This window comes from Gammaproteobacteria bacterium, assembly GCA_030680605.1.
GTDB lineage: Bacteria > Pseudomonadota > Gammaproteobacteria > SURF-13 > SURF-13 > JAQBXX01.
This window is the reverse complement of sequence record JAUXUQ010000010.1, coordinates 175,688-194,069: the sequence shown is the minus strand read 5'-3', so window position 1 is coordinate 194,069 and position 18,382 is coordinate 175,688. Positions and strand designations below refer to the sequence as shown.

Genomic DNA, 18,382 nt, shown 5'->3' with positions numbered 1-18,382 from the left:
CGGCAAGGGGTATCATGCAGAATAATACAAACCCGCTGAACGGGAAAGTGGCGCTCATCACCGGCGCAGCGCAGCGCATCGGCGCGGCCATCGCTGAAGCACTGCATGCCGAGGGCCTGAATCTGGTATTGCATTACCGCCGATCGAAACAGGCAGCACATGCTCTCCAGCAAAAACTCAACGCCCGGCGCGCCGACTCCGTGGTACTCGTACAGGCCGACCTGCTCGACAACGCGAAGGTAGCCCGCATGGTACAGAACTCCATCCAGGCCTGGAACAGGCTCGATGTGCTGATCAACAACGCCTCCAGTTTTTATCCGACCCCGATCGGCTCAGTAAATGATGAGCACTGGAATGAGATCATGGGCAGCAATCTGCGCGCGCCGTTTTTTGCGGCACAGGCCGCCGCGCGCGCGCTCGGCGAATCCAGCGGATGCATCATCAATATCGTCGACATCCACGCCGACCGTCCGCTCAAGACCTACCCCGTCTACAGCACGGCCAAGGCCGGGCTGGTGATGCTGACCAAGGCGCTGGCCTGCGAACTCGCGCCTCACGTGCGCGTGAACGCTGTCGCGCCCGGCGCCATTCTGTGGCCGGAAGCACTGGACCAGGTCACTCAGCAACGCATCATTTCGCGCACGCTGCTCAAGCATCAAGGCCAGCCTGGCGACATCGCGCGCGCGGTGCTGTTTCTGATCCGTGATGCAGGCTACATCACCGGTCAGGTGATTACCGTAGATGGCGGACGCTCCATCAACGCCTAACTGTTTGCCGCAACATCGAGGTCGGCAGGAAAATCCACCCGCACGAGTTTCTGCTGGCCTTTATCGAAGCGCTGCCACAACTCCTGATACGTCTGCCCATCCTGCGGGTGACGCCACTGGCCGGCGATCTCTGCCAGCGGCCATAACACAAAGGCATATCTCAAAATCTCCGGGCGCGGCAGCTTCAGGCCGGGCTCGTGCAGCACGAGGTCGCCGTAGAGCAGGAGATCAAGGTCGAGGGTGCGCGAATTGAAGCGCGCGGCACCGCGTGCGCGGCCGTGCTCGTGTTCGATGCGCTCCAGCGTGTGCGCCACCGCGTGCACGTCCTCGGCGGTATCGAACCCCACCACCAGATTGTAAAAGTCATCGCCCGCAAAGCCCACCGCCTTGCTGTCGTAGACGGACGACACGGTGAGCGGGCCATAGTGTTCGCGCAATGCGGCAAGGCCGGCGCGGGTATTGCGCTCGCGCTCGATGTTGCTGCCCATGCTTACGTAGACGCGCGTCATGGACGCTCACCACGCTCGATAATCACGCCCACGTCCATCGCACCCCGCACCGCGCCCTTCTTGTTCACGCGCACGCGCACCCAGGCGACGTTAAACTCGGTGAGTACAATTTCCGCCACGCGCTCCGCTATCGTCTCCACCAGATGGAACTCGCTGTGGCCGACAAAATCGATCAACCGCTTCGACACCGCCTTGTAATCAAGCGTGTCCGCGATGCTGTCGCTCGCCGCCGCCGTGCGGATATCCGCCGCCATGTCGAGACCGAGGGTAATGGTCTGCTTGACGCGCCGCTCCCAGTCGAAGATGCCGATAACCGCGTCGATCTTCAGGTCGTGCAGGTAGATAATATCCATAGGGCAGGCGATCAGGATGAGTGAGTGGCAGGAACCGCGTGAGTGTATACGGACAGGCGCAGGAATGAAATCACTCACGGCGCAACAACTGCTGCCCGCGACTCATCTTACGCCAGCTGGCCAGCACCGCACCAGCCACGCAATCAACAGCGGCAACAGCAACCACTGCAGCAACGGCGCAAGACCAGTTCCTGTAATTGGCAACACCGGCATGACGGCGGAATACTCCCACCGGCTCCATGATCCCGTGGCAAGCGCCTCAAATACTACCGTCATGACCAGGCCCGGCACAAGAAACAGGGCCAGCGCACCGGCCGTGGGCTGGAGTATCCAGCGCCGGCTCTGCCGCACCAGCGCGACCCCCCAGAACGACACCAGCAGCATCAGCGCATCGCCCGCCGACACCTGCGCGCATTCCAGGCTGGCCTGCCACACAGTTACCGTGACAGGATACGTAAACAGCGGCATCTGCAGCATCTCCCACAGGAGGTTGACGAGAAACGCGTAGATCAACAACATGAACTCGATTCGAAGCATGTTTTTCTCCGTCTGGCACGTGCGTTTTGTGCGAAAAAAAACGTGCATGGCCGTTGCCGGGCTTGACCCGGAACGCGCAACCGGTTCCAATGGGCGCACCATGGACAGCGTACCTGCAATTATTACTGTTACCCTGCTCGTTGCAGCCTATCTTGCAGGCTCGGTCTCGAGTGCGATTCTGGTAAGCAAACTTTTAGGCCAGCCCGACCCACGCGTCAATGGCTCCGGCAATCCGGGCGCCACCAATGTGCTGCGCCTGGCGGGCAAGCGGGCGGCAGCACTGACGTTGCTCGGCGACACGCTTAAGGGTCTGATGCCGGTGTTGATTGCAAAATATCTGGGGCTGCCGTCACTGGCGCTGGCCGCGGTGGCTCTGGCCGCCTTTCTCGGCCATCTGTATCCGGTATTTTTTGGTTTTCGCGGCGGCAAGGGCGTGGCCACCTTCCTCGGCGTGCTGCTCGGACTCACTTGGTGGGTAGGCGGTGGCGCCATACTCACCTGGCTTGTCATCGCCCTGCTGACGCGCTATTCGTCACTCGCAGCCCTCACGACAGCTTTTCTGGCACCCTTGTATATGCACTGGATCGGCGCCCCGGCCGAGTTTATGCTGGTGGCAGTTGTCATGACCACCTTTTTGTTGTGGCGGCATCAGGGTAATATCCGCAACCTGCTCAGCGGCACGGAAGCCAGAATCAGCCTTTCCCGATGAAAATGGACTTCTTCAAAATTTTCAATGTCATCACCGGCCTGGTGCTTGGCGTGATGCTGGCCTTCATTACCCTCGGCATCATCATCGGCGTGGGCATGCTGTTTCTCAACCTGGGCGATTTGATCGGTACCAATGATCTGGCGCGGGAATATCAGCGCATCATCTCGGACGTACTCACGCTGTTCATTCTGATTGAGTTGTCACGCTCGCTGGTGGATTACTTCACCACCCGGCGCCTGCGCATGACGTTCATCGTCGACGCCGGCATCGTGTTTGTGTTGCGCGAGATCATGATCAAGCTGTTTGAGCACCAGATCACCACGGATGAGATCTATGCCCTGAGCGCGCTGCTGTTTGTGCTGGGCGCACTGCGCATCGGCTCGGTGCTGGTGTATCAACGCGAAAAGAGCATGCTGGACAACGTACCCAAGGCACCGCTGCCCTAGTCAGCCGTGCGCACCTTGAGTATCACGCCACCCTCCTGCCGCACCACGGTTTCGATCTCGGCGCCCAGTTCGGAAAGATTACGCGCCAGGGCACGCTCCACCCGGTAGGGATCAAACACCAGGTGGGTCACCCCGGACAGCATCTGTAACTGTGCCACGCTGTCTTTGGCCGCCGGGGGTAGCGGCAAGGCATCGCGGCGGGTGACCAGCATGGTGCGCGCCGGCCATTGACTCGCTACCCGAAACGGCTGTTTTTCATCTCCCGCCTCCAGTACCAGCGCCTGCAACAAGCGATCCTGCGCCGCCAGCGGGGCAGCGCGGGCATACGCTGCCTGTTGCCGGTCCTGACTCATGAACAGCGTGGCCACGACGATCACCAGCAGCAACACCCCGCCGCGCTGACGCCACAGCCCGTCACCGCCCCAGGCGCTGTTCAGCGCAATCAGTTGCGGCACGCCGTAGTAAATCACGGCAGTGAGCGCGAGCAGCGCCCAGGTATTGTCCGTCGCACTCAGCCCCAGCACCAATCCCAGCACCAGCATCAGACCGGTGGTGTCATGCAGCCAGGCCGTGCGCTTCACCCACAGCACCCACACGGTCAGTACGCCCGCCACAAAACCCAGCCAGTACGCCGCATCGCCCACGGTGGTGCCGGGCGTAGTGAGCAGCCCCGACAACACGGGGAGCAGATTACTCCACCACGCCAGACCCGACCAGCCCATGCGCACCAGCACGACGGCAACCACCGCCACCGCCAGCCCGATAAAAACCTGCCGCTGCTCCCGGCGGCTGAGTGGCGCCTTGTGCCAGCGCAGGGCGAGCGCGAGCGGGTGCGCCAGCCCTGCCGGGTGCAGGCTCACGCTGATGGCCGCCAGCACCATCTGGGCAAAATATTTGCCTCCCAGAGGCCGTGGCTCGGCGCGATAGGCCTCATCCAGCCAGGCGCCCAGTGCAAACAGCGCCACCAGATAAATGCCCGCGCCGAGGCTGTTTGCGACATATAGGGTGATCGGCGCAATCAACCACAAACCGGTCGCGATCAGGGCGGCCTCCGGGCTCGCCGTCCGGCTGCACCAGCGGTAAAACAGCAGCCCGGCGCCAAAGGTGATCAGCAACGTAAACACCTTGGCCGCCAGCAGGCTGCCTGACCAGTAGACCGCCACCGGGATGAACAGCACGGCGCGAAAATCCGGCACACCGAAGGTAAACACCGGGCTGGCCACGCTGTCGATCAGCGTCCAGTTCAGCAACAGGGCATGCGCCGCCCCCTCCTCGATGCCATAGCCGTCCTGCCGCAACAGCAGCAAGGCCAATCCACCCCAGATCAGCAGGGCGGCCAGAACCCAGGCACGGGCCGGAATACGGGCAATCAGGTCGGCGAGCATGTTTCCTTCCAAAGGTTACGTTAAACTGTCGCAGTATATAGGAGAGCCCCGGGACCGCCCACCTGAACCGATAGCGGCCGGCGCGGTCTTAACCATTGATGCCGTATCCTCCAGCCAGCCAGGACTACCGCTTGAAGCTGCGTCACTTGTGCACCCTGTTTCTGCTCGCTGCCCTTCAGCAGCCCACCCAGGCCGCTGCGCTCAACCTCAATCTGCCGGACATCGGCGACACGGCGGGCAGCAGCATCTCGCCTGCCGATGAGCGCCGGATGGGTGAGGCCTTCATGCGCGAGATCCGCCGGTCGCTCAAGATCATGGACGACCCGGAGGTCAGCCAGTACATCAACTCGCTGGGCTACCAGCTGGCGGCGCACAGCGATAACCAGTCGCTCGACTTTACCTTCTTCGTGGTGGACGACCCCTCCATCAACGCCTTTGCCGCGCCCGGCGGTTTTATCGGCATGCACAGCGGGTTGATCATGGCGACCGAGTCCGAGGGTGAACTGGCCTCGGTGATCGCGCACGAAATTGGGCACCTGACCCAGCGCCACCTGGCGCGCCGGATTGAGGCGGCCAACAAGATGAGCCTGCCCAGTACCGCGGCCTTTCTCGCCGCCATCCTCATCGGCACGCAGAACAGCCAACTGGGCCAGGCCGCACTGGCCGCAACCCAGGCAGGTACCGTGCAGGCGCAGATCAACTTCACCCGTAGCAACGAAGAAGAGGCCGATCGGGTAGCCGTGCCGATGCTGGCGCGCGCCGGCTTCGACCCGCGTTACATGCCGGGCTTCTTCGAGCGCCTGCAAAAGACCAGCCGTTATGTCGGGGCCAGTGTGCCGGAATTCCTGCGCACCCACCCGGTCGACGAATCGCGTATTGCCGACACCCGCAACCGCGCCGAGCAATACCCCTACCGCCAGCTCAGCGACAATCTCAACTACCATCTGGTGCGCACCAAGCTGCGGGTGCTGAAGGAAGTCAACCCGAAGCAAGCGGCGCAACGTTTTGCCGCCGCACTGGAAAGCGGGCAATACCGCAACGCGGCCGCAGAACGCTATGGCTACGCGCTGGCACTGTCCGCCAGTGGCGAGTATGCCGCCGCGCGCACCGAACTCAACGCCCTGCTGGCCACGGACAGGGAGCGCACGGCCTATATTAATGCCCTGGCCCAGGTCGATCTGGCGGACAACCGTATACCTCAGGCACTGCGCGCCTATGCCGACGCCCTGCAGTTACTGCCCGGTAACCCGGTGCTGACCCTGAACTACAGCCGCGCCCTGTTGCGGGCTGGCCAGCCGGATCAGGCACGCCGCCTGCTGGGTGATTTCGTGCGTCGCCGCCTGCCCGACCCGGCGCTGTACAAGCTGCTGGCCGATGCCGAGATCGCCGCCGGCCAGACCGCAGCTGCACATCAGGCGCTGGCCGAGCATTACTATCTCAATGGCCAGACCGGAGCCGCTGTCGAGCAGCTCCAGGCCGGTATCAAGGCCGCAGACAGCGACTTCTACCGCAGCTCGCAGATGGAGGCGCGGCTGAAACAGCTCCAGGACGAGCTGTCCGAGGAGGACAAACACTGATGACGCCCCACCCCCACATCGGCTATAATTGGCGTTCAGTTCCGCAGGCTGACTTTCCCGGCAAGCCAGGAGTACCACACCCGTGATGGACAATTCACGCCGACGCTTTTTATTGGGCACGCTGGCGAGCGCGTTGGGGGGGATGCTGTTGTACCTCCCGCGACTGGCGGTCGCCGCCTGGCCCGTCGAGGCCTTCCGCGAGAGGAATTCCCATGGGGCGTTGCGCGCCCTGTTTGGTGACGGCGAGACGGTAGAGGCCGGTGACAAGATACAACTGAGCGTCACGGATCTGGCCGAAAATGGCGCCGTGGTGCCGGTCACCATCGAAAGCTCTCTGCCCCAAGCCGAGGCCATCCTGATTCTGGTGGAGAAGAACCCGAGCGCCCTGGTAGCCCACTTCAAGCTTGGATCGAACGTCAACCCGTTCATCAAAGCCAACATCAAAATGGCGCAGACTTCGCACGTCACGGCGGTGGTCGTGGCGGGCGGCAGGCGCTACAGCACGCGCAAGAAAGTCAGGGTTGTACTGAACGGCTGCGGCAACTGAAGACTGAAGCAGGCAAAAAACTCTATGTCAGATACCATCAAGCTACGCGCAACACTGGAAGGTGATGTCACCACCGTCAAGGCCCTGATTCTGCACGTGATGGAGACCGGCCTGTTCAAGGACAGAAAGACCGGTGCTCCGATCCCCGCGCACTTCGTCCAGGAAATCACCTGTACGCATAATGGCGCTGTTGTGTTGTCAGCTGACTGGGGCATAGCCGTCTCAAAAAATCCCTATATTGCCTTTAACTTCAAGGGCGGGAAAAAAGGCGATACCATCGCATTGAGTTGGGTAGATAATCTGGGCGGGCGTGACGCCCTCGAGACCACCATAAGCTAACGTGCAGGCGCGTCGCTGAACACGCGGCGCACAAACTATAATAAAATCGTCTGCCCAGCAGACACGTGTACATTAAAAAAGCCTTCCCTATGCAGATCGGACCCTACACACTTCATAATTCTCTGGTGCTTGCACCTATGGCGGGCGTTACCGACCGGCCATTCCGCCAGTTGTGCAAGCGCCTGGGCGCAGGCATGGCCGTCTCCGAAATGGTGTCATCCAACTCCCTGCTGTGGGGCAGCGAGAAGACCCGCCGCCGCGCCAACCACGAAGGCGAGATCGAGCCGCGCGCGGTACAGATTGCAGGCGCCGACCCCAAGCTGATGGCCGAAGCCGCCCGCTACAACGCCGACAACGGCGCCCAGATCATCGACATCAACATGGGCTGCCCGGCCAAAAAGGTATGCAACGTCATGGCGGGCTCGGCCCTGCTGCAGGACGAAACACTGGTCGCGCGCATCCTCGAGGCTGTAGTCAAAGCCGCCGACGTACCGGTCACCCTGAAAATCCGCACTGGCTGGAACAAGGACAACCGCAATGGCGTGGTGGTGGCCCGCATCGCCGAGGCCTGCGGCATCCAGTCACTGGCGGTGCATGGCCGCACCCGCGCCTGCGCCTACACCGGCGAGGCCGAATACGACACCATCGCCGCGATCAAGGCCGCGGTCCGCATCCCGGTACTCGCCAACGGCGACATCCGCACCCCGGAACAGGCCAAACACGTACTCGACTATACCGGCGCCGACGGCGTGATGATCGGCCGCGCCGCCCAGGGACGGCCTTGGATTTTCCGCGCCATTACCCACTATCTCACCACCGGCGAACACCTGCCGGAGCCCGGCATACATGAAATTCGTGACATCCTGCTCGATCACATGCGCAATCTGTACGCATTTTATGGTGAGCATACCGGTGTGCTGATGGCCCGCAAACATTTATCGTGGTACAGCAAGGGCCAAAGCGGAGGAGCGCTGTTCCGCCAAACCATCAATGCCGCCAGCGGCCTCGAACAGCAGGTGGCGCTCACCCGCGAGTTCTTCGACCGACTGGTGGATGGTGCAAATCAAACGGAGCTGGCAGCATGAGCAGCGCAACACACCACGGCAAGTCTGCACTACCGTGCGACAACCGCCCCAATAAACCCCTGCGCGACTGTATCCGTACTGCGCTGGAAACCTACTTCAAGGATCTTGACGGCCACAAGTCAGGTGACCTCTACCAGATGGTCATTTGCGAAGTCGAACAGCCCCTGCTGCAAAGCGTGATGCAACATACGCATGGCAACCAGAGCAAGGCCGCCGAGATACTGGGCCTGAACCGCAGCACCCTGCGCAAGAAACTCAACCTGCATGGCCTGGAATAAGCCGCTTTCACGTTTGAACACTGCATGCCCCTGATTAAACGCGCCCTTATCAGCGTCTCCGACAAGACCGGCATCATCGAATGTGCACAGCGCTTGCAGCAACTCGGCGTTGAAATTCTCTCCACCGGTGGCACCGCCAAACTGCTGGCCGCGAATGGTGTCCAAGTCGTTGAGGTCTCCGACCACACCGGCTTTCCCGAAATGATGGACGGCCGCCTCAAGACCCTGCATCCCAAAATCCATGGCGGCCTGCTGGGTCGACGCGGCATGGATGAGACAGTGATGGCGCAGAACGACATTGCTCCTATCGATCTGCTGATCGTCAACCTCTACCCCTTCGAGGCCGCCATTGCCCGGCCCGGCTGCAGCTTTGTCGAGGCGATTGAAAATATCGACATCGGCGGTCCAGCCATGTTGCGCGCGGCGGCCAAGAATTTTGCCGCCGTCACGGTGCTGGTCGATGCAGCGGACTATGGCCCGCTGCTGGACGAGATTGCAGCCCACGGTGGCATCAGCGACCAGCAGCGTTTTTTGCTGGCGGTGAAGGCGTTTGAACACACCGCGTGTTACGACGCCGCCATCGCCAACTATCTCGGCACACTCGACAGCACCGGTCAGCGCGTTACCGTCTTCCCGCGCACCTATACCGCCCAGTTTCGCAAGACCCAGGTGCTGCGTTACGGCGAAAATCCGCATCAGCGGGCCGCGTTCTACACCGAGCATCAACCACCGGCGGCCTGCGTCAGCAACGCGAGTCAAATCCAGGGCAAAGAGCTTTCATTCAATAATATCGCCGACGCCGACACCGCGCTGGAATGCGTAAAATCATTCACCGAGGCGCCGGCCTGCGTGATCGTGAAGCATGCCAACCCCTGCGGCGTGGCACTCGGCAAGACGCCGCGCGAGGCCTATCAGCGCGCCTACAGCGCCGACCCCACCTCGGCCTTCGGCGGCATCATTGCCTTCAACGAGCCGCTGGATGCCGCCACGGCGCAGACCATCCTCGAACGGCAGTTTGTCGAGGTCATTATCGCGCCCGCCTACAGCGACGAGGCGCGGGTACTGCTTGCCGCCAAACCCAACCTGCGCGTACTCGCCTGCGACCCCTGGTCTGCGGCGCGCATCGCCAGCTTCGACTATAAGCGCATCAACGGTGGGCTGCTGGTACAGGATCAGGATCTCGGCATTATTAATCCCCAGGACTTCAAAATTGTTACCCAGTGCGCGCCGACGCCAACACAGATGCAAGACCTGCTGTTTGCCTGGAAGGTGGCGCGCTTCGTCAAGTCCAACGCCATCGTCTACTGCAAGGACGCCATGACTACCGGCATTGGCGCCGGCCAGATGAGTCGCGTCTACAGCGCGCGCATCGCCGCCATCAAGGCCGCCGACGCCGGTCTCACTATCAATGATTCCGTACTGGCCAGTGATGCCTTCTTCCCCTTCCGCGACGGCCTGGATGCCGCAGCGGCAGCCGGCGTCAGCGCCGTGATCCAGCCGGGTGGTTCGATGCGCGACCCGGAGGTCATCGCTGCCGCCAACGAGCATGGCATTGCCATGGTCTTTACCGGCATGCGCCACTTCCGGCATTAACACATGCAGGTGCTTGTCATTGGCGGCGGCGGACGCGAACACGCGCTGGCATGGAAAGTTGCACAGTCGCCCAAGGTGCGCACAGTTTTTGTCGCGCCCGGTAACGCCGGTACGGCGCATGAACCCAAGCTGGAAAATGTCACCATCGCGGCCGATGACATCGGCGCCCTGGCCAGCTTTGCGCACGAGAACGCCATAGCCCTCGCCATTGTCGGCCCGGAAGTACCGCTCGCGCTCGGCGTGGTCGATGCCTTTACTGCGGCAGGGCTGCGCTGCTTCGGCCCTGTGCGCGCAGCGGCACAGCTGGAAAGCTCGAAAACCTATGCCAAGGACTTTCTCGCACGCCACCATATCCCCACCGCGGCCTATTGCGCCTTTACTGACATCGATGCCGCCTGTACCTATGTAGCGTCTGTCGGCACGCCCATAGTCATCAAGGCCGATGGCCTGGCCGCTGGCAAGGGAGTGGTGATCGCACAGAACGAGGCCGAAGCCACCAGCGCCATTCGTGACATGCTGGGTGGCAATAGCCTCGGCAGTGCCGGTCGGCGGGTGGTGATTGAGGAATTCCTGGTTGGCGAGGAAGTGAGCTTCATTGTGATGGCGGACGGCAGCCACGCCCTGCCACTGGCGACTGCGCAGGATCACAAGGCGCGCGACAATGGTGATCGCGGCCCCAATACCGGCGGCATGGGGGCATATTCACCCGCGCCGGTAGTGACACCGGAACTGCATGCGCGCATCCTGCGCGAGGTGATCGAGCCCACCCTGCGCGGCATGGCCAGCGAAGGCAACCCTTATACCGGCTTCCTCTATGCCGGGCTAATGATTGCCCAGGACGGCAGCCCGCGCGTACTGGAATTCAATTGCCGGCTCGGCGATCCGGAGGCTCAGCCGATCCTGATGCGCCTGCGCTCCGATCTGGTTGATTTGTGTAACGCGGCGCTCGACCAGCGCCTGCACGAGATCCATGCAAAATGGGACGAGCGCGCGGCACTGGGTGTGGTGCTGGCCGCAGGCGGCTATCCCGGACCGTATCGCAGCGGTGATGTCATCCACGGCCTGGATCAGATACCGCCTGCCGACAGCATGTTGTTTCATGCCGGCACCCAGTTGCGTGACCATGTGGTGACAACGGCGGGTGGACGCGTACTGTGCGCCTGCGCCTTGGGGGATACCGTGGGTGAAGCACAGCGGCGTGCGTACACGCTGGCCCGGCTCATACACTGGAACGACATGTATTACCGTACCGACATCGGCCATCGCGCTATCGCGCGTGAAGTCCTGGGCTAACCGGGCATACTAGCCAGCAGCCTTTCCTCCAGTGCGCTCAGATTGGGTATGATGGCGGTCTTGCCATTCACGATCACGTGGCAGTAGCTAAGCGGGTGCAGCTCGGTCTCGTGCTCGACCATGTCAAGGTTGGCTTCACTGACCTGCAGCAATTGCGGCATGTTTTGCACCACTACCCCCCAGAAATCCAGTTGGGCATTGTCACCCGGGGCACTCAATACCACAATCTTCGTCTGCCGGCTTTCCGCAGGGATCTGCTCACCGCAGGCGACCTCAAATGAAACCACCGCAATGGCACGATCCCGCCACGCAATCCGCCCCAGCAGCCAGGGTGGCACCCCCTCCATCGGCTCCAGTGCGCCAAAGCGTATCACCTCGGCGATGACAGTGCTGGGTAGCAACAAATGCTCATTCCTGAGCGGCAGTAACTGACAATGGACTGCTGATTCGGCAGCGCTCATGCAGTGCGCTCCTGCTGCATTGGCAACGGATGTGCGACTGCAGCAACCGAAGTTGCGTAACGCTGCGACAGCCGTTGCGCAAGAATTTCCGGCGTACCACTGAAGCTCACAACGCGGGTCAATCGCGCCTGATCCGGCATACTGCTCACAAGGCAACTGGCGTAATCCTGCGCCCACACCTCACCACCCTGCGCAGCAATGGCACGCACACCCTCGGCACCATCATTGCCCATACCGCTGAAGATTATTGCACCACTGCCCTTGCCATAACGCCGGGCAACTTTCGCCAGCACCGAATCTATGGACGGACGGTACAATACATCATTTTCGGCAACCGGCGTGCACCGGATGCACCCTGCAGAGTCAAAATCAATCTCCTCGTCCACGGGCGCGAGCACTACCTGCCGCTGACATAGCGTTGCCCCCGCCTGCACCGGCAGTACTTGGTAGTCTGAAACCTGATTCAGTTGCCGAGCCAGCAAGGCAATGAACTTGATGCCGATATGTTGCGCCAGTATGAAGGCCAGCGGCAAGCCAGGCGCCAGTGCTGCCAGAAACTTCTTTAATGCATGCGGGCCGCCGATTGAAGCGCATAGCACCCAGACATCAACGGCTGCCGGCAGCACTCCACTGCCAAGGCTCTGCGCACTGACGGGCGTGGCCACAGGCCGCGGCAACAGCGTGGATACCGGTAACTGGCTACGGGTTTCAGCCGCGATCACTGCCAGCTTGCGCGCCAGGCGTCGCCCCCAGTCCCCTGTCGGCATTCCGGCACTGAACCGCGTCGCAGCACTGTCGTTGAACAGCATAGGTAATACATTCTGCCCCAGTAAAGACGCAAGCACTTCTTCATCGAAGCAGGCGTCATCGCCCAGGTCAATGAGCAGCACCTCGGCCTTGTGTTCTCGCGCCAGCGTCAACAGTTCGTGGCTGGGCGACTGGTTGAGCACCACCTGCAAGTCATTGCTGGCAAGTATTCGCCCCAGATTCATGCGCTGCTGCTCCGAGCAGGAGACGATGGCGATGCGTGGCAGCGGGCCTGGCATGGACGCCACCTCAGTGCCGAGCTTCCACATGTTCGGCCAGCAAGGCATGAATATTGTTCAACAGGTCTATCTCCTGGAAGGGCTTTCCCAGATAGCGGTTCACGCCCAGTGCAAAGGCACGATCGCGGTGTTTGTCACCGGTACGCGAGGTAATCATCATGATCGGCACATCGCGCAGACGCTCATCGCCACGCATATGTGCGGCGAGCTCGTAGCCGTCCATACGCGGCATTTCGATATCCAGCAACATTACATCCGGCACATGCTGTTGCAACAATGTAATCGCATCCATACCGTCCTTGGCTGCAAGTACGGAAATATTGTGGCGCTCGAGCAGACGGGTGGTTACTTTGCGCACGGTAATGGAATCATCCACTATCATGACGGTAATACCCTCATGCCCTGCCTCCCCCGCAGCCGATGGCACTGTGGAGGACATGGCACTGCCATCCAGCATGATAGCAATATCGAGCACCAAGACCACACGCCCATCGCCCATGATAGTGGCTCCGGTAATACCCCTTATGGTGCTGATCTGCACGCCCACTGACTTCACTACGATTTCACGGCTCCCGATCAGACCATCGACATGAATTACGATGCGCTTCTCACCCGTACGCAGCAACAAGGCTGTCGCCTTTCCCCCCGGTCCCGGCAATTGCGGGTGACTTGCGTGCAGCATCGTTCCCAGATGTAAAAACGGGTACTTCTGCCCTGAAACACGATATGTACGCTCCTCGCTCGCGTATACCTGTTTCAGCTCCTCATGTGAGATACGCATAACACGCTCGACAGTGGCGAGTGAAACAGCGTAAACGTCGTCACCCACTTGCACCATCAATACATGGCTCACTGACAATGCAAGGGGAAGGCGCATGGTGAATGTGGATCCTGCACCTCTCTCTGACCTGATGGAAAGAGTCCCCCCAAGCTGCTTGATAGCGCTGCTCACCACATCCATACCCACACCGCGTCCGGAGATCTGTGTGATCTCCGGCGCCGTACTGAATCCCGGTTCAAGAATGAACTGCATCAGTTCGCTGTCAGTTACCTGGGCGTGCTTGCTCAGCAAGCCGCGCTCGATAGCCTTGGTGCGCACGCCCTCCAGATCAAGACCGCGCCCGTCATCGCTGATACTGACAGCGACATGGGTGCCTTCGCGCACAAGTCTCAGGCTGATGGTACCCGTTTCCGGCTTACCCATTGCCAGCCGATCTTCCCTGCCCTCAATACCGTGGCCCACGGCATTACGCAGCATGTGCTCCAGGCCAGGCACCATACGGTCCAACAAAGTACGATCCAACTCATTTTCCGCGCCGGAGACGTGCAGCTCGACCTGTCTTCCCAGTTCTTCACCTGTCTGACGCAGGATACGACGTAGACGCGGCAGCACCGCGGAGAATTGCACCATGCGCGTACGCAACAGACTCTCCTGCAGGTCAGTATTCACTCGCGCCTGCTGCATCAGGAGCATCTCTGATTCACTCACCAGGCCCTGCAGCAACCCCTGAATGCTTGCGATGTCGCTCACGCTCTCCAGCAAGCTGCGTGAAAGTTGTTGCATCTGGGTAAAACGGTCAAGCTCCAGCGGGTCAAACTCCTGCTCATGAGGCCGCCCACTCTCGGCATAGCGGAACAGGATTTGCGTTTCTGTTTCAATTTCAAGCCGGCGCAACTGATCGCGCAGACGCGTTCCAGTATGCTCCATCTCCACCAAGCTGAATTTGAATGCGGTTATTTTCTGTTCAATGCGCGAGCGCAAGATACTCAGCTCAGCAGCGTGGCCAACCAGATTATCCAGCATATCTGAGCGGACACGTATCTGTTCACGCTGAGCGTATGTACCAGCACGGCCATCCTCCATCTCCACAGGCTGTTCTTCCATAGCCACAGGAAACCCGGCATCCGGTTCTGAATTATGTGCCCCCTGCGCGGTGACAGGGGGCATGGCGGGAGCGGGATGTAACGTCTCATTGATCTGCGCAATAAGGTCACCGGCAGCGGCCGGTGGCTGGCCCATACGCAGACGGTCCAGCATTGCGAGCAACCGATCATGGGCCTGCTGAATCAGTGCACTGATGGCATCTGAGGGCAGAATCAGCCTTTCTAGCATAGCGGTAAGCAGAGACTCGAGACTGTGACTCAGATCACTCATCTCGGTAACATCCGCCATACGCGCGCCCCCCTTGAGGGTATGGAGCTCGCGCCGCAGCTCCTCCAGAAGTTTGCGGTCAACCGGCTGCTTTATCCATTGCTGCAGAACAGCATCACTGGCATCCAGGGCCTCCTTTGCCTCATCCATGAACACTGCCGCCATATCGCTATCGCGCTCTACGTGTTCCGGGACCGGTACGACAGGGGCAGCAAAACCAGCCTGCAGGCCATGTTGCTGCCGCGCCCTGACGAAAAGATCGGTAATGTGCATCCGCAGGGCATTACTATCGGGCTGCATATTACCGGGGGACTGTAATGCATAAACTCTGGCCTGAATTGCATCGCACACCCTGTTCAGCGCGTCCAGAGCCTCGCCACTGAACGCAGTGTCCGTATCACGCAGTACCTTGACATATTCTTCCATTACATCGCAGAGAGCAGCGATGTCAGACACGCGGGCCATAGCCGCGCTACCATGCAGTGTATGAAACCTGCGCACCAGGTCTTCGTCCACCTTGCATGCGGCATCGGTTTCGCAGCGCGAGATAAATGCCCGCAGAGCCGCAAGATGTGCAGTGGTTTCCCTGCTGTATATCTCAAGCAATACGGGATCCATCACGGGTTCTATGTACGTTGCCGGCCGCGACACAGTGACAACCGATCCCGCTGCGGCAACTTGCTGTGCGGCAGGCATGACTGTGTTCATTGTGGCCGCCTGATTCGGCTGGCTTAGTACACGTGCGCGCTCCACCAAGCCCGGAATATCTCCCAGTGATGCTGCATTTCCCTTGAACTCCTCCACCAGCCCGGGTAGCTGGCTTGCTGCTTCCTCTACAAGGGTGATCAGCCCCGGCGTGGCAGCTACAGTGTTGTCTATGACGCGGTTGAGCAGATTCTCGAACGACCAGGCGAACGCACCCAACTCTGATGCGCCCACCAGCCGCCCACTGCCCTTCAAGGTGTGAAACGAGCGCCGCAATGTATGCAGCGCATCCTGGCCTTCATGATCGTCCTTCCATATCTGCACCTGGCTCCTGATGGAGGCAACCTCCTCATCGGCCTCTTCCAGAAACACCGCCATGATCTCGTCATCGATTTCTTCCATGCGCAACGGCCTGGCTGGCGCGGAAAGGAATACAGACTCCGTCACGCCCTGCTGCAACTGCCGACCCCCAGACACCGCCGCATCCTCGCCGGCCATCTCTGGCTGGACAAGCCGCCGCGCACAACCCAATGCCTGCTCGATAATGATTTCTCGTTCAGCGCGGCCTTCACCCAGCGCCTCAAGATAATACTCCAAGGCGCTGATGGCCTCGGTCAGCGCATCCAGCTGCTGCGGCTTGGGCACAGCCTCACATCCGATCAGTTCCAGTGCGATAAAATCGTGGCACACCTGCAGCACTTCAACGGCGCGCGTGAGTGACAGCATGGACAGACCACCGCCGACCTGCAGCAGCAGCCTGGGTATGTCTGCAAGCAGATCTCGCTGCCGGGGCATGCCAAAAAATGCCGCCAGACTGTCTTTAATACGGGAGATGTCCACCTGCGCCTCACGTATCACAGCATCCTGCATCTCGCGGTATTCCGCGTTCGGCAAGCAACCGGCATCCTCTGCGATACCATCTGCCACCGACGCCTCATCTGCCATAGCCTTGACGATATCCGACTCCGTCAGCGCAGACTCAGCCTGCAGTAAGGCACCCGCCATCTCCAGTAACGCAACCTCACCGGGCGGCACAACACCGCGCGCAATGGCGGCAACGACATTCATCTGCTCCAGTATCAACTGGCGTGGCGCACCGAGATTCAACATACCGAGTGTATCAGCCACCCTGCGCAGGATTTCCTCCAGCGGTAAAAGCGCGGACAATTCCTGCGTTTCATTGCGTACAAATATGTCGACTCCTTCCTTTACCTTGGAGATATCTTCATGCAATACCGTGAATACAGATCTCATCAGTTCCCGATTCGGGCCCGTGAGATACGCGCGCTCAGCATCAATTGTCTGAGCACACGGCAATAGCACATCAAGGCGAAAGGCCTGTCGAACCTCATTGACACGCGCGCGCGCAGATTGTGTTCTCCCGATATAATAAAGTAGACTCTTGAGCAGCTCCGTGGGAGGTTTTGCGGAAAACTCCTGCTCACCAGCATCTATCAGTCGCTTTATTTCGCGATCAATCTGGCCCAGCAACTGTTTGGCCGCCCCCCCTGCATCATTGTCGGCATCGACAAGCGTTTCAATGAAAGCACCGGCCACCCACCAGACCTGGGCCACCCTGTCTGTGCTTGCAGCCTGCTGCAACTCATCGACGATAACGGCAAGCTGATGCAGGCTTTCCACCGCATAGCGGCCCCGATACCAGTTCAGTAATGTATGCTGGTAGATGGGCCGCAGCTTGAATGCAAGCTCGCGCGCATCCCTCCTTGCCGTAGGTTCACCAGCACGTTCGGGTGAAGAGGCTGCAGGCGCTGGCACCACTGAGGGATCCGGCATAAACAGCATGCTTTCAGACAACAACGGAAGATCCCGCACAGCGCGCAGCTCATTAAGCAGAGGCAATATGACAATCGGGCTATCGACGTGACCCTTCTGCAGGCGCTCCAGATAATTAGGCAGATGCAAGATGGCTCGCATCAATATTTCATAAGCCACTTCTCTGACATCATCTGTCTGCCTGGTTTCGGCTTCCACCAGCCAGCGCGCGAGAAGCTCCATCTCTTCCGCCAACAGCACCGCACCATAGAACTCAATCATCTTCAGTGTGCCGTGCACCTGATGCAGATGCGCAATACAAAAGCGCATCTGCATCACATCCTTCGGATCGGCTACATAGGCCTCCAGGGTATGGCGTGCCTGCCTCAAGGTCTCGTCGATCTCTGGCTTGACCCAGTTGAGCGCACTGTAATCTGCCAACCTCGCCACCTTCATGAGACGGGACGGTAATACGCCAAACTGGCTTCGCAAGACACACGCCTCATATCCGGATGAGGCCATGGCATGCTCTCTGCCGGATTTGGCACCCTGCCGAGGATATCTGCGCGCTGCTGCTGACTGAAATAGACAAGTACATTCTGACAAAAAATAGCGCCGATTCCGGCAAGGGTGGATAAAACTGGTTTCAGGGAATTGGCACACTCGATACGCATGCGATTACCCAGACACTCACCTATCTGGCAGTGATCATCCACCACCTGGATAAAATAGCGCCTCAGCGAGGCAGGCTCACGCACACCCCGTTTATGCCTGTGAAATGCCCCCCAACCTGCTGCCCCGGGCATTGCAGGACGGATATAGGTACG

At 60.2% G+C, this 18,382-nt stretch carries 17 protein-coding genes; 10 read left to right on the top strand and 7 right to left on the bottom strand.

Annotated elements, in window-relative coordinates:
• Positions 1-14: 14 nt before the first annotated feature.
• Complete coding sequence (locus Q8L89_05655; protein ID MDP1708534.1) at positions 15-767, top strand: pteridine reductase; 753 nt, start codon at positions 15-17, stop codon at positions 765-767.
• Here Q8L89_05655 and folK read toward each other — a convergent pair.
• The 3 genes from folK to Q8L89_05640 all read right to left on the bottom strand — a co-directional run bounded on the left by folK (position 764) and on the right by Q8L89_05640 (position 2,166).
• Positions 764-1,276 carry a 2-amino-4-hydroxy-6-hydroxymethyldihydropteridine diphosphokinase gene (folK, locus tag Q8L89_05650; GenBank protein ID MDP1708533.1) on the bottom strand — a complete coding sequence of 171 codons (513 nt, stop codon included), beginning with the start codon at positions 1,274-1,276 and terminating at the stop codon, positions 764-766. The two genes, Q8L89_05655 and folK, sit on opposite strands and share 4 nt — an antisense overlap.
• Entirely contained in the window at positions 1,273-1,629 is a 357-nt protein-coding gene (gene folB / locus Q8L89_05645; GenBank protein MDP1708532.1) for a dihydroneopterin aldolase, read from the bottom strand. The genes folK and folB overlap by 4 nt, the downstream gene beginning before the upstream one ends.
• 102 nt (positions 1,630-1,731) lie before the next feature.
• Positions 1,732-2,166: a hypothetical protein gene (locus Q8L89_05640; protein ID MDP1708531.1), complete on the bottom strand. Its 435-nt coding sequence runs from the start codon at positions 2,164-2,166 to the stop codon at positions 1,732-1,734.
• A 100-nt stretch (positions 2,167-2,266) separates the two neighbouring features.
• Here Q8L89_05640 and plsY point away from each other — a divergent pair, with 100 nt between their 5' ends.
• Both plsY and Q8L89_05630 read left to right on the top strand, forming a co-directional pair.
• A complete protein-coding gene (gene plsY, locus Q8L89_05635; protein ID MDP1708530.1) occupies positions 2,267-2,875 on the top strand; it encodes a glycerol-3-phosphate 1-O-acyltransferase PlsY in 609 nt (202 codons plus the stop codon).
• A 2-nt stretch (positions 2,876-2,877) separates the two neighbouring features.
• Positions 2,878-3,321 carry a phosphate-starvation-inducible PsiE family protein gene (locus Q8L89_05630; GenBank protein ID MDP1708529.1) on the top strand — a complete coding sequence of 148 codons (444 nt, stop codon included), beginning with the start codon at positions 2,878-2,880 and terminating at the stop codon, positions 3,319-3,321.
• Here the strand turns inward: Q8L89_05630 and Q8L89_05625 are convergent.
• The gene (locus Q8L89_05625; protein ID MDP1708528.1) at positions 3,318-4,706 is read right to left on the bottom strand and encodes a hypothetical protein; all 1,389 of its coding nucleotides are present in this window, start codon (positions 4,704-4,706) and stop codon (positions 3,318-3,320) included. The genes Q8L89_05630 and Q8L89_05625 overlap by 4 nt on opposite strands.
• Before the next feature lie 131 nt (positions 4,707-4,837).
• Here Q8L89_05625 and Q8L89_05620 point away from each other — a divergent pair, with 131 nt between their 5' ends.
• The 7 genes from Q8L89_05620 (at position 4,838) to purD (ending at position 11,418) form a co-directional block, all read left to right on the top strand.
• On the top strand, positions 4,838-6,283 hold the full coding sequence (locus Q8L89_05620) for a M48 family metalloprotease (protein ID MDP1708527.1): 1,446 nt from the start codon (positions 4,838-4,840) through the stop codon (positions 6,281-6,283).
• 85 nt (positions 6,284-6,368) lie between these two features.
• On the top strand, positions 6,369-6,830 hold the full coding sequence (gene soxY, locus Q8L89_05615; GenBank protein MDP1708526.1) for a thiosulfate oxidation carrier protein SoxY: 462 nt from the start codon (positions 6,369-6,371) through the stop codon (positions 6,828-6,830).
• A gap of 24 nt (positions 6,831-6,854) precedes the next feature.
• Positions 6,855-7,169, top strand: a complete 315-nt coding sequence (soxZ, locus tag Q8L89_05610) for a thiosulfate oxidation carrier complex protein SoxZ (protein ID MDP1708525.1) — start codon at positions 6,855-6,857, stop codon at positions 7,167-7,169.
• A gap of 89 nt (positions 7,170-7,258) precedes the next feature.
• The gene (dusB, locus tag Q8L89_05605; GenBank protein ID MDP1708524.1) at positions 7,259-8,254 is read left to right on the top strand and encodes a tRNA dihydrouridine synthase DusB; all 996 of its coding nucleotides are present in this window, start codon (positions 7,259-7,261) and stop codon (positions 8,252-8,254) included.
• Entirely contained in the window at positions 8,251-8,532 is a 282-nt protein-coding gene (gene fis / locus Q8L89_05600) for a DNA-binding transcriptional regulator Fis (protein MDP1708523.1), read from the top strand. The genes dusB and fis overlap by 4 nt, the downstream gene beginning before the upstream one ends.
• A 24-nt stretch (positions 8,533-8,556) precedes the next feature.
• A complete protein-coding gene (gene purH, locus Q8L89_05595) occupies positions 8,557-10,125 on the top strand; it encodes a bifunctional phosphoribosylaminoimidazolecarboxamide formyltransferase/IMP cyclohydrolase (protein ID MDP1708522.1) in 1,569 nt (522 codons plus the stop codon).
• Positions 10,126-10,128: 3 nt separating this feature from the next.
• Complete coding sequence (purD, locus tag Q8L89_05590; protein ID MDP1708521.1) at positions 10,129-11,418, top strand: phosphoribosylamine--glycine ligase; 1,290 nt, start codon at positions 10,129-10,131, stop codon at positions 11,416-11,418.
• On the opposite strand, the gene Q8L89_05585 is transcribed toward purD, so the two are convergent.
• The 3 genes from Q8L89_05585 to Q8L89_05575 are packed head-to-tail and all read right to left on the bottom strand — an operon-like array spanning position 11,415 to position 17,996.
• Positions 11,415-11,879 (bottom strand): chemotaxis protein CheW, encoded by a 465-nt coding sequence (locus Q8L89_05585; protein ID MDP1708520.1) that lies wholly within the window; start codon positions 11,877-11,879, stop codon positions 11,415-11,417. The two genes, purD and Q8L89_05585, sit on opposite strands and share 4 nt — an antisense overlap.
• Positions 11,876-12,925, bottom strand: a complete 1,050-nt coding sequence (locus Q8L89_05580; GenBank protein MDP1708519.1) for a chemotaxis protein CheB — start codon at positions 12,923-12,925, stop codon at positions 11,876-11,878. Before Q8L89_05580 ends, Q8L89_05585 begins: the two co-directional genes overlap by 4 nt.
• 10 nt (positions 12,926-12,935) lie before the next feature.
• Positions 12,936-17,996 carry an Hpt domain-containing protein gene (locus Q8L89_05575; GenBank protein ID MDP1708518.1) on the bottom strand — a complete coding sequence of 1,687 codons (5,061 nt, stop codon included), beginning with the start codon at positions 17,994-17,996 and terminating at the stop codon, positions 12,936-12,938.
• Positions 17,997-18,382: the final 386 nt, after the last annotated feature.

Excerpts from the sequence above, each read along its gene's own strand:
- Q8L89_05640 (MDP1708531.1), bottom strand. The coding sequence starts at position 2,166 with ATGCTTCGAATCGAGTTCATGTTGTTGATCTACGCGTTTCTCGTCAAC.
- Q8L89_05585 (MDP1708520.1), bottom strand. The coding sequence starts at position 11,879 with ATGAGCGCTGCCGAATCAGCAGTCCATTGTCAGTTACTGCCGCTCAGG.
- soxZ (MDP1708525.1), top strand. The coding sequence starts at position 6,855 with ATGTCAGATACCATCAAGCTACGCGCAACACTGGAAGGTGATGTCACC.
- purD (MDP1708521.1), top strand. The coding sequence starts at position 10,129 with ATGCAGGTGCTTGTCATTGGCGGCGGCGGACGCGAACACGCGCTGGCA.
- Q8L89_05655 (MDP1708534.1), top strand. The coding sequence starts at position 15 with ATGCAGAATAATACAAACCCGCTGAACGGGAAAGTGGCGCTCATCACC.
- folB (MDP1708532.1), bottom strand. The coding sequence starts at position 1,629 with ATGGATATTATCTACCTGCACGACCTGAAGATCGACGCGGTTATCGGC.
- purH (MDP1708522.1), top strand. The coding sequence starts at position 8,557 with ATGCCCCTGATTAAACGCGCCCTTATCAGCGTCTCCGACAAGACCGGC.
- fis (MDP1708523.1), top strand. The coding sequence starts at position 8,251 with ATGAGCAGCGCAACACACCACGGCAAGTCTGCACTACCGTGCGACAAC.
- Q8L89_05630 (MDP1708529.1), top strand. The coding sequence starts at position 2,878 with ATGGACTTCTTCAAAATTTTCAATGTCATCACCGGCCTGGTGCTTGGC.
- folK (MDP1708533.1), bottom strand. The coding sequence starts at position 1,276 with ATGACGCGCGTCTACGTAAGCATGGGCAGCAACATCGAGCGCGAGCGC.
- Q8L89_05580 (MDP1708519.1), bottom strand. The coding sequence starts at position 12,925 with ATGCCAGGCCCGCTGCCACGCATCGCCATCGTCTCCTGCTCGGAGCAG.
- soxY (MDP1708526.1), top strand. The coding sequence starts at position 6,369 with ATGGACAATTCACGCCGACGCTTTTTATTGGGCACGCTGGCGAGCGCG.
- Q8L89_05625 (MDP1708528.1), bottom strand. The coding sequence starts at position 4,706 with ATGCTCGCCGACCTGATTGCCCGTATTCCGGCCCGTGCCTGGGTTCTG.
- dusB (MDP1708524.1), top strand. The coding sequence starts at position 7,259 with ATGCAGATCGGACCCTACACACTTCATAATTCTCTGGTGCTTGCACCT.
- plsY (MDP1708530.1), top strand. The coding sequence starts at position 2,267 with ATGGACAGCGTACCTGCAATTATTACTGTTACCCTGCTCGTTGCAGCC.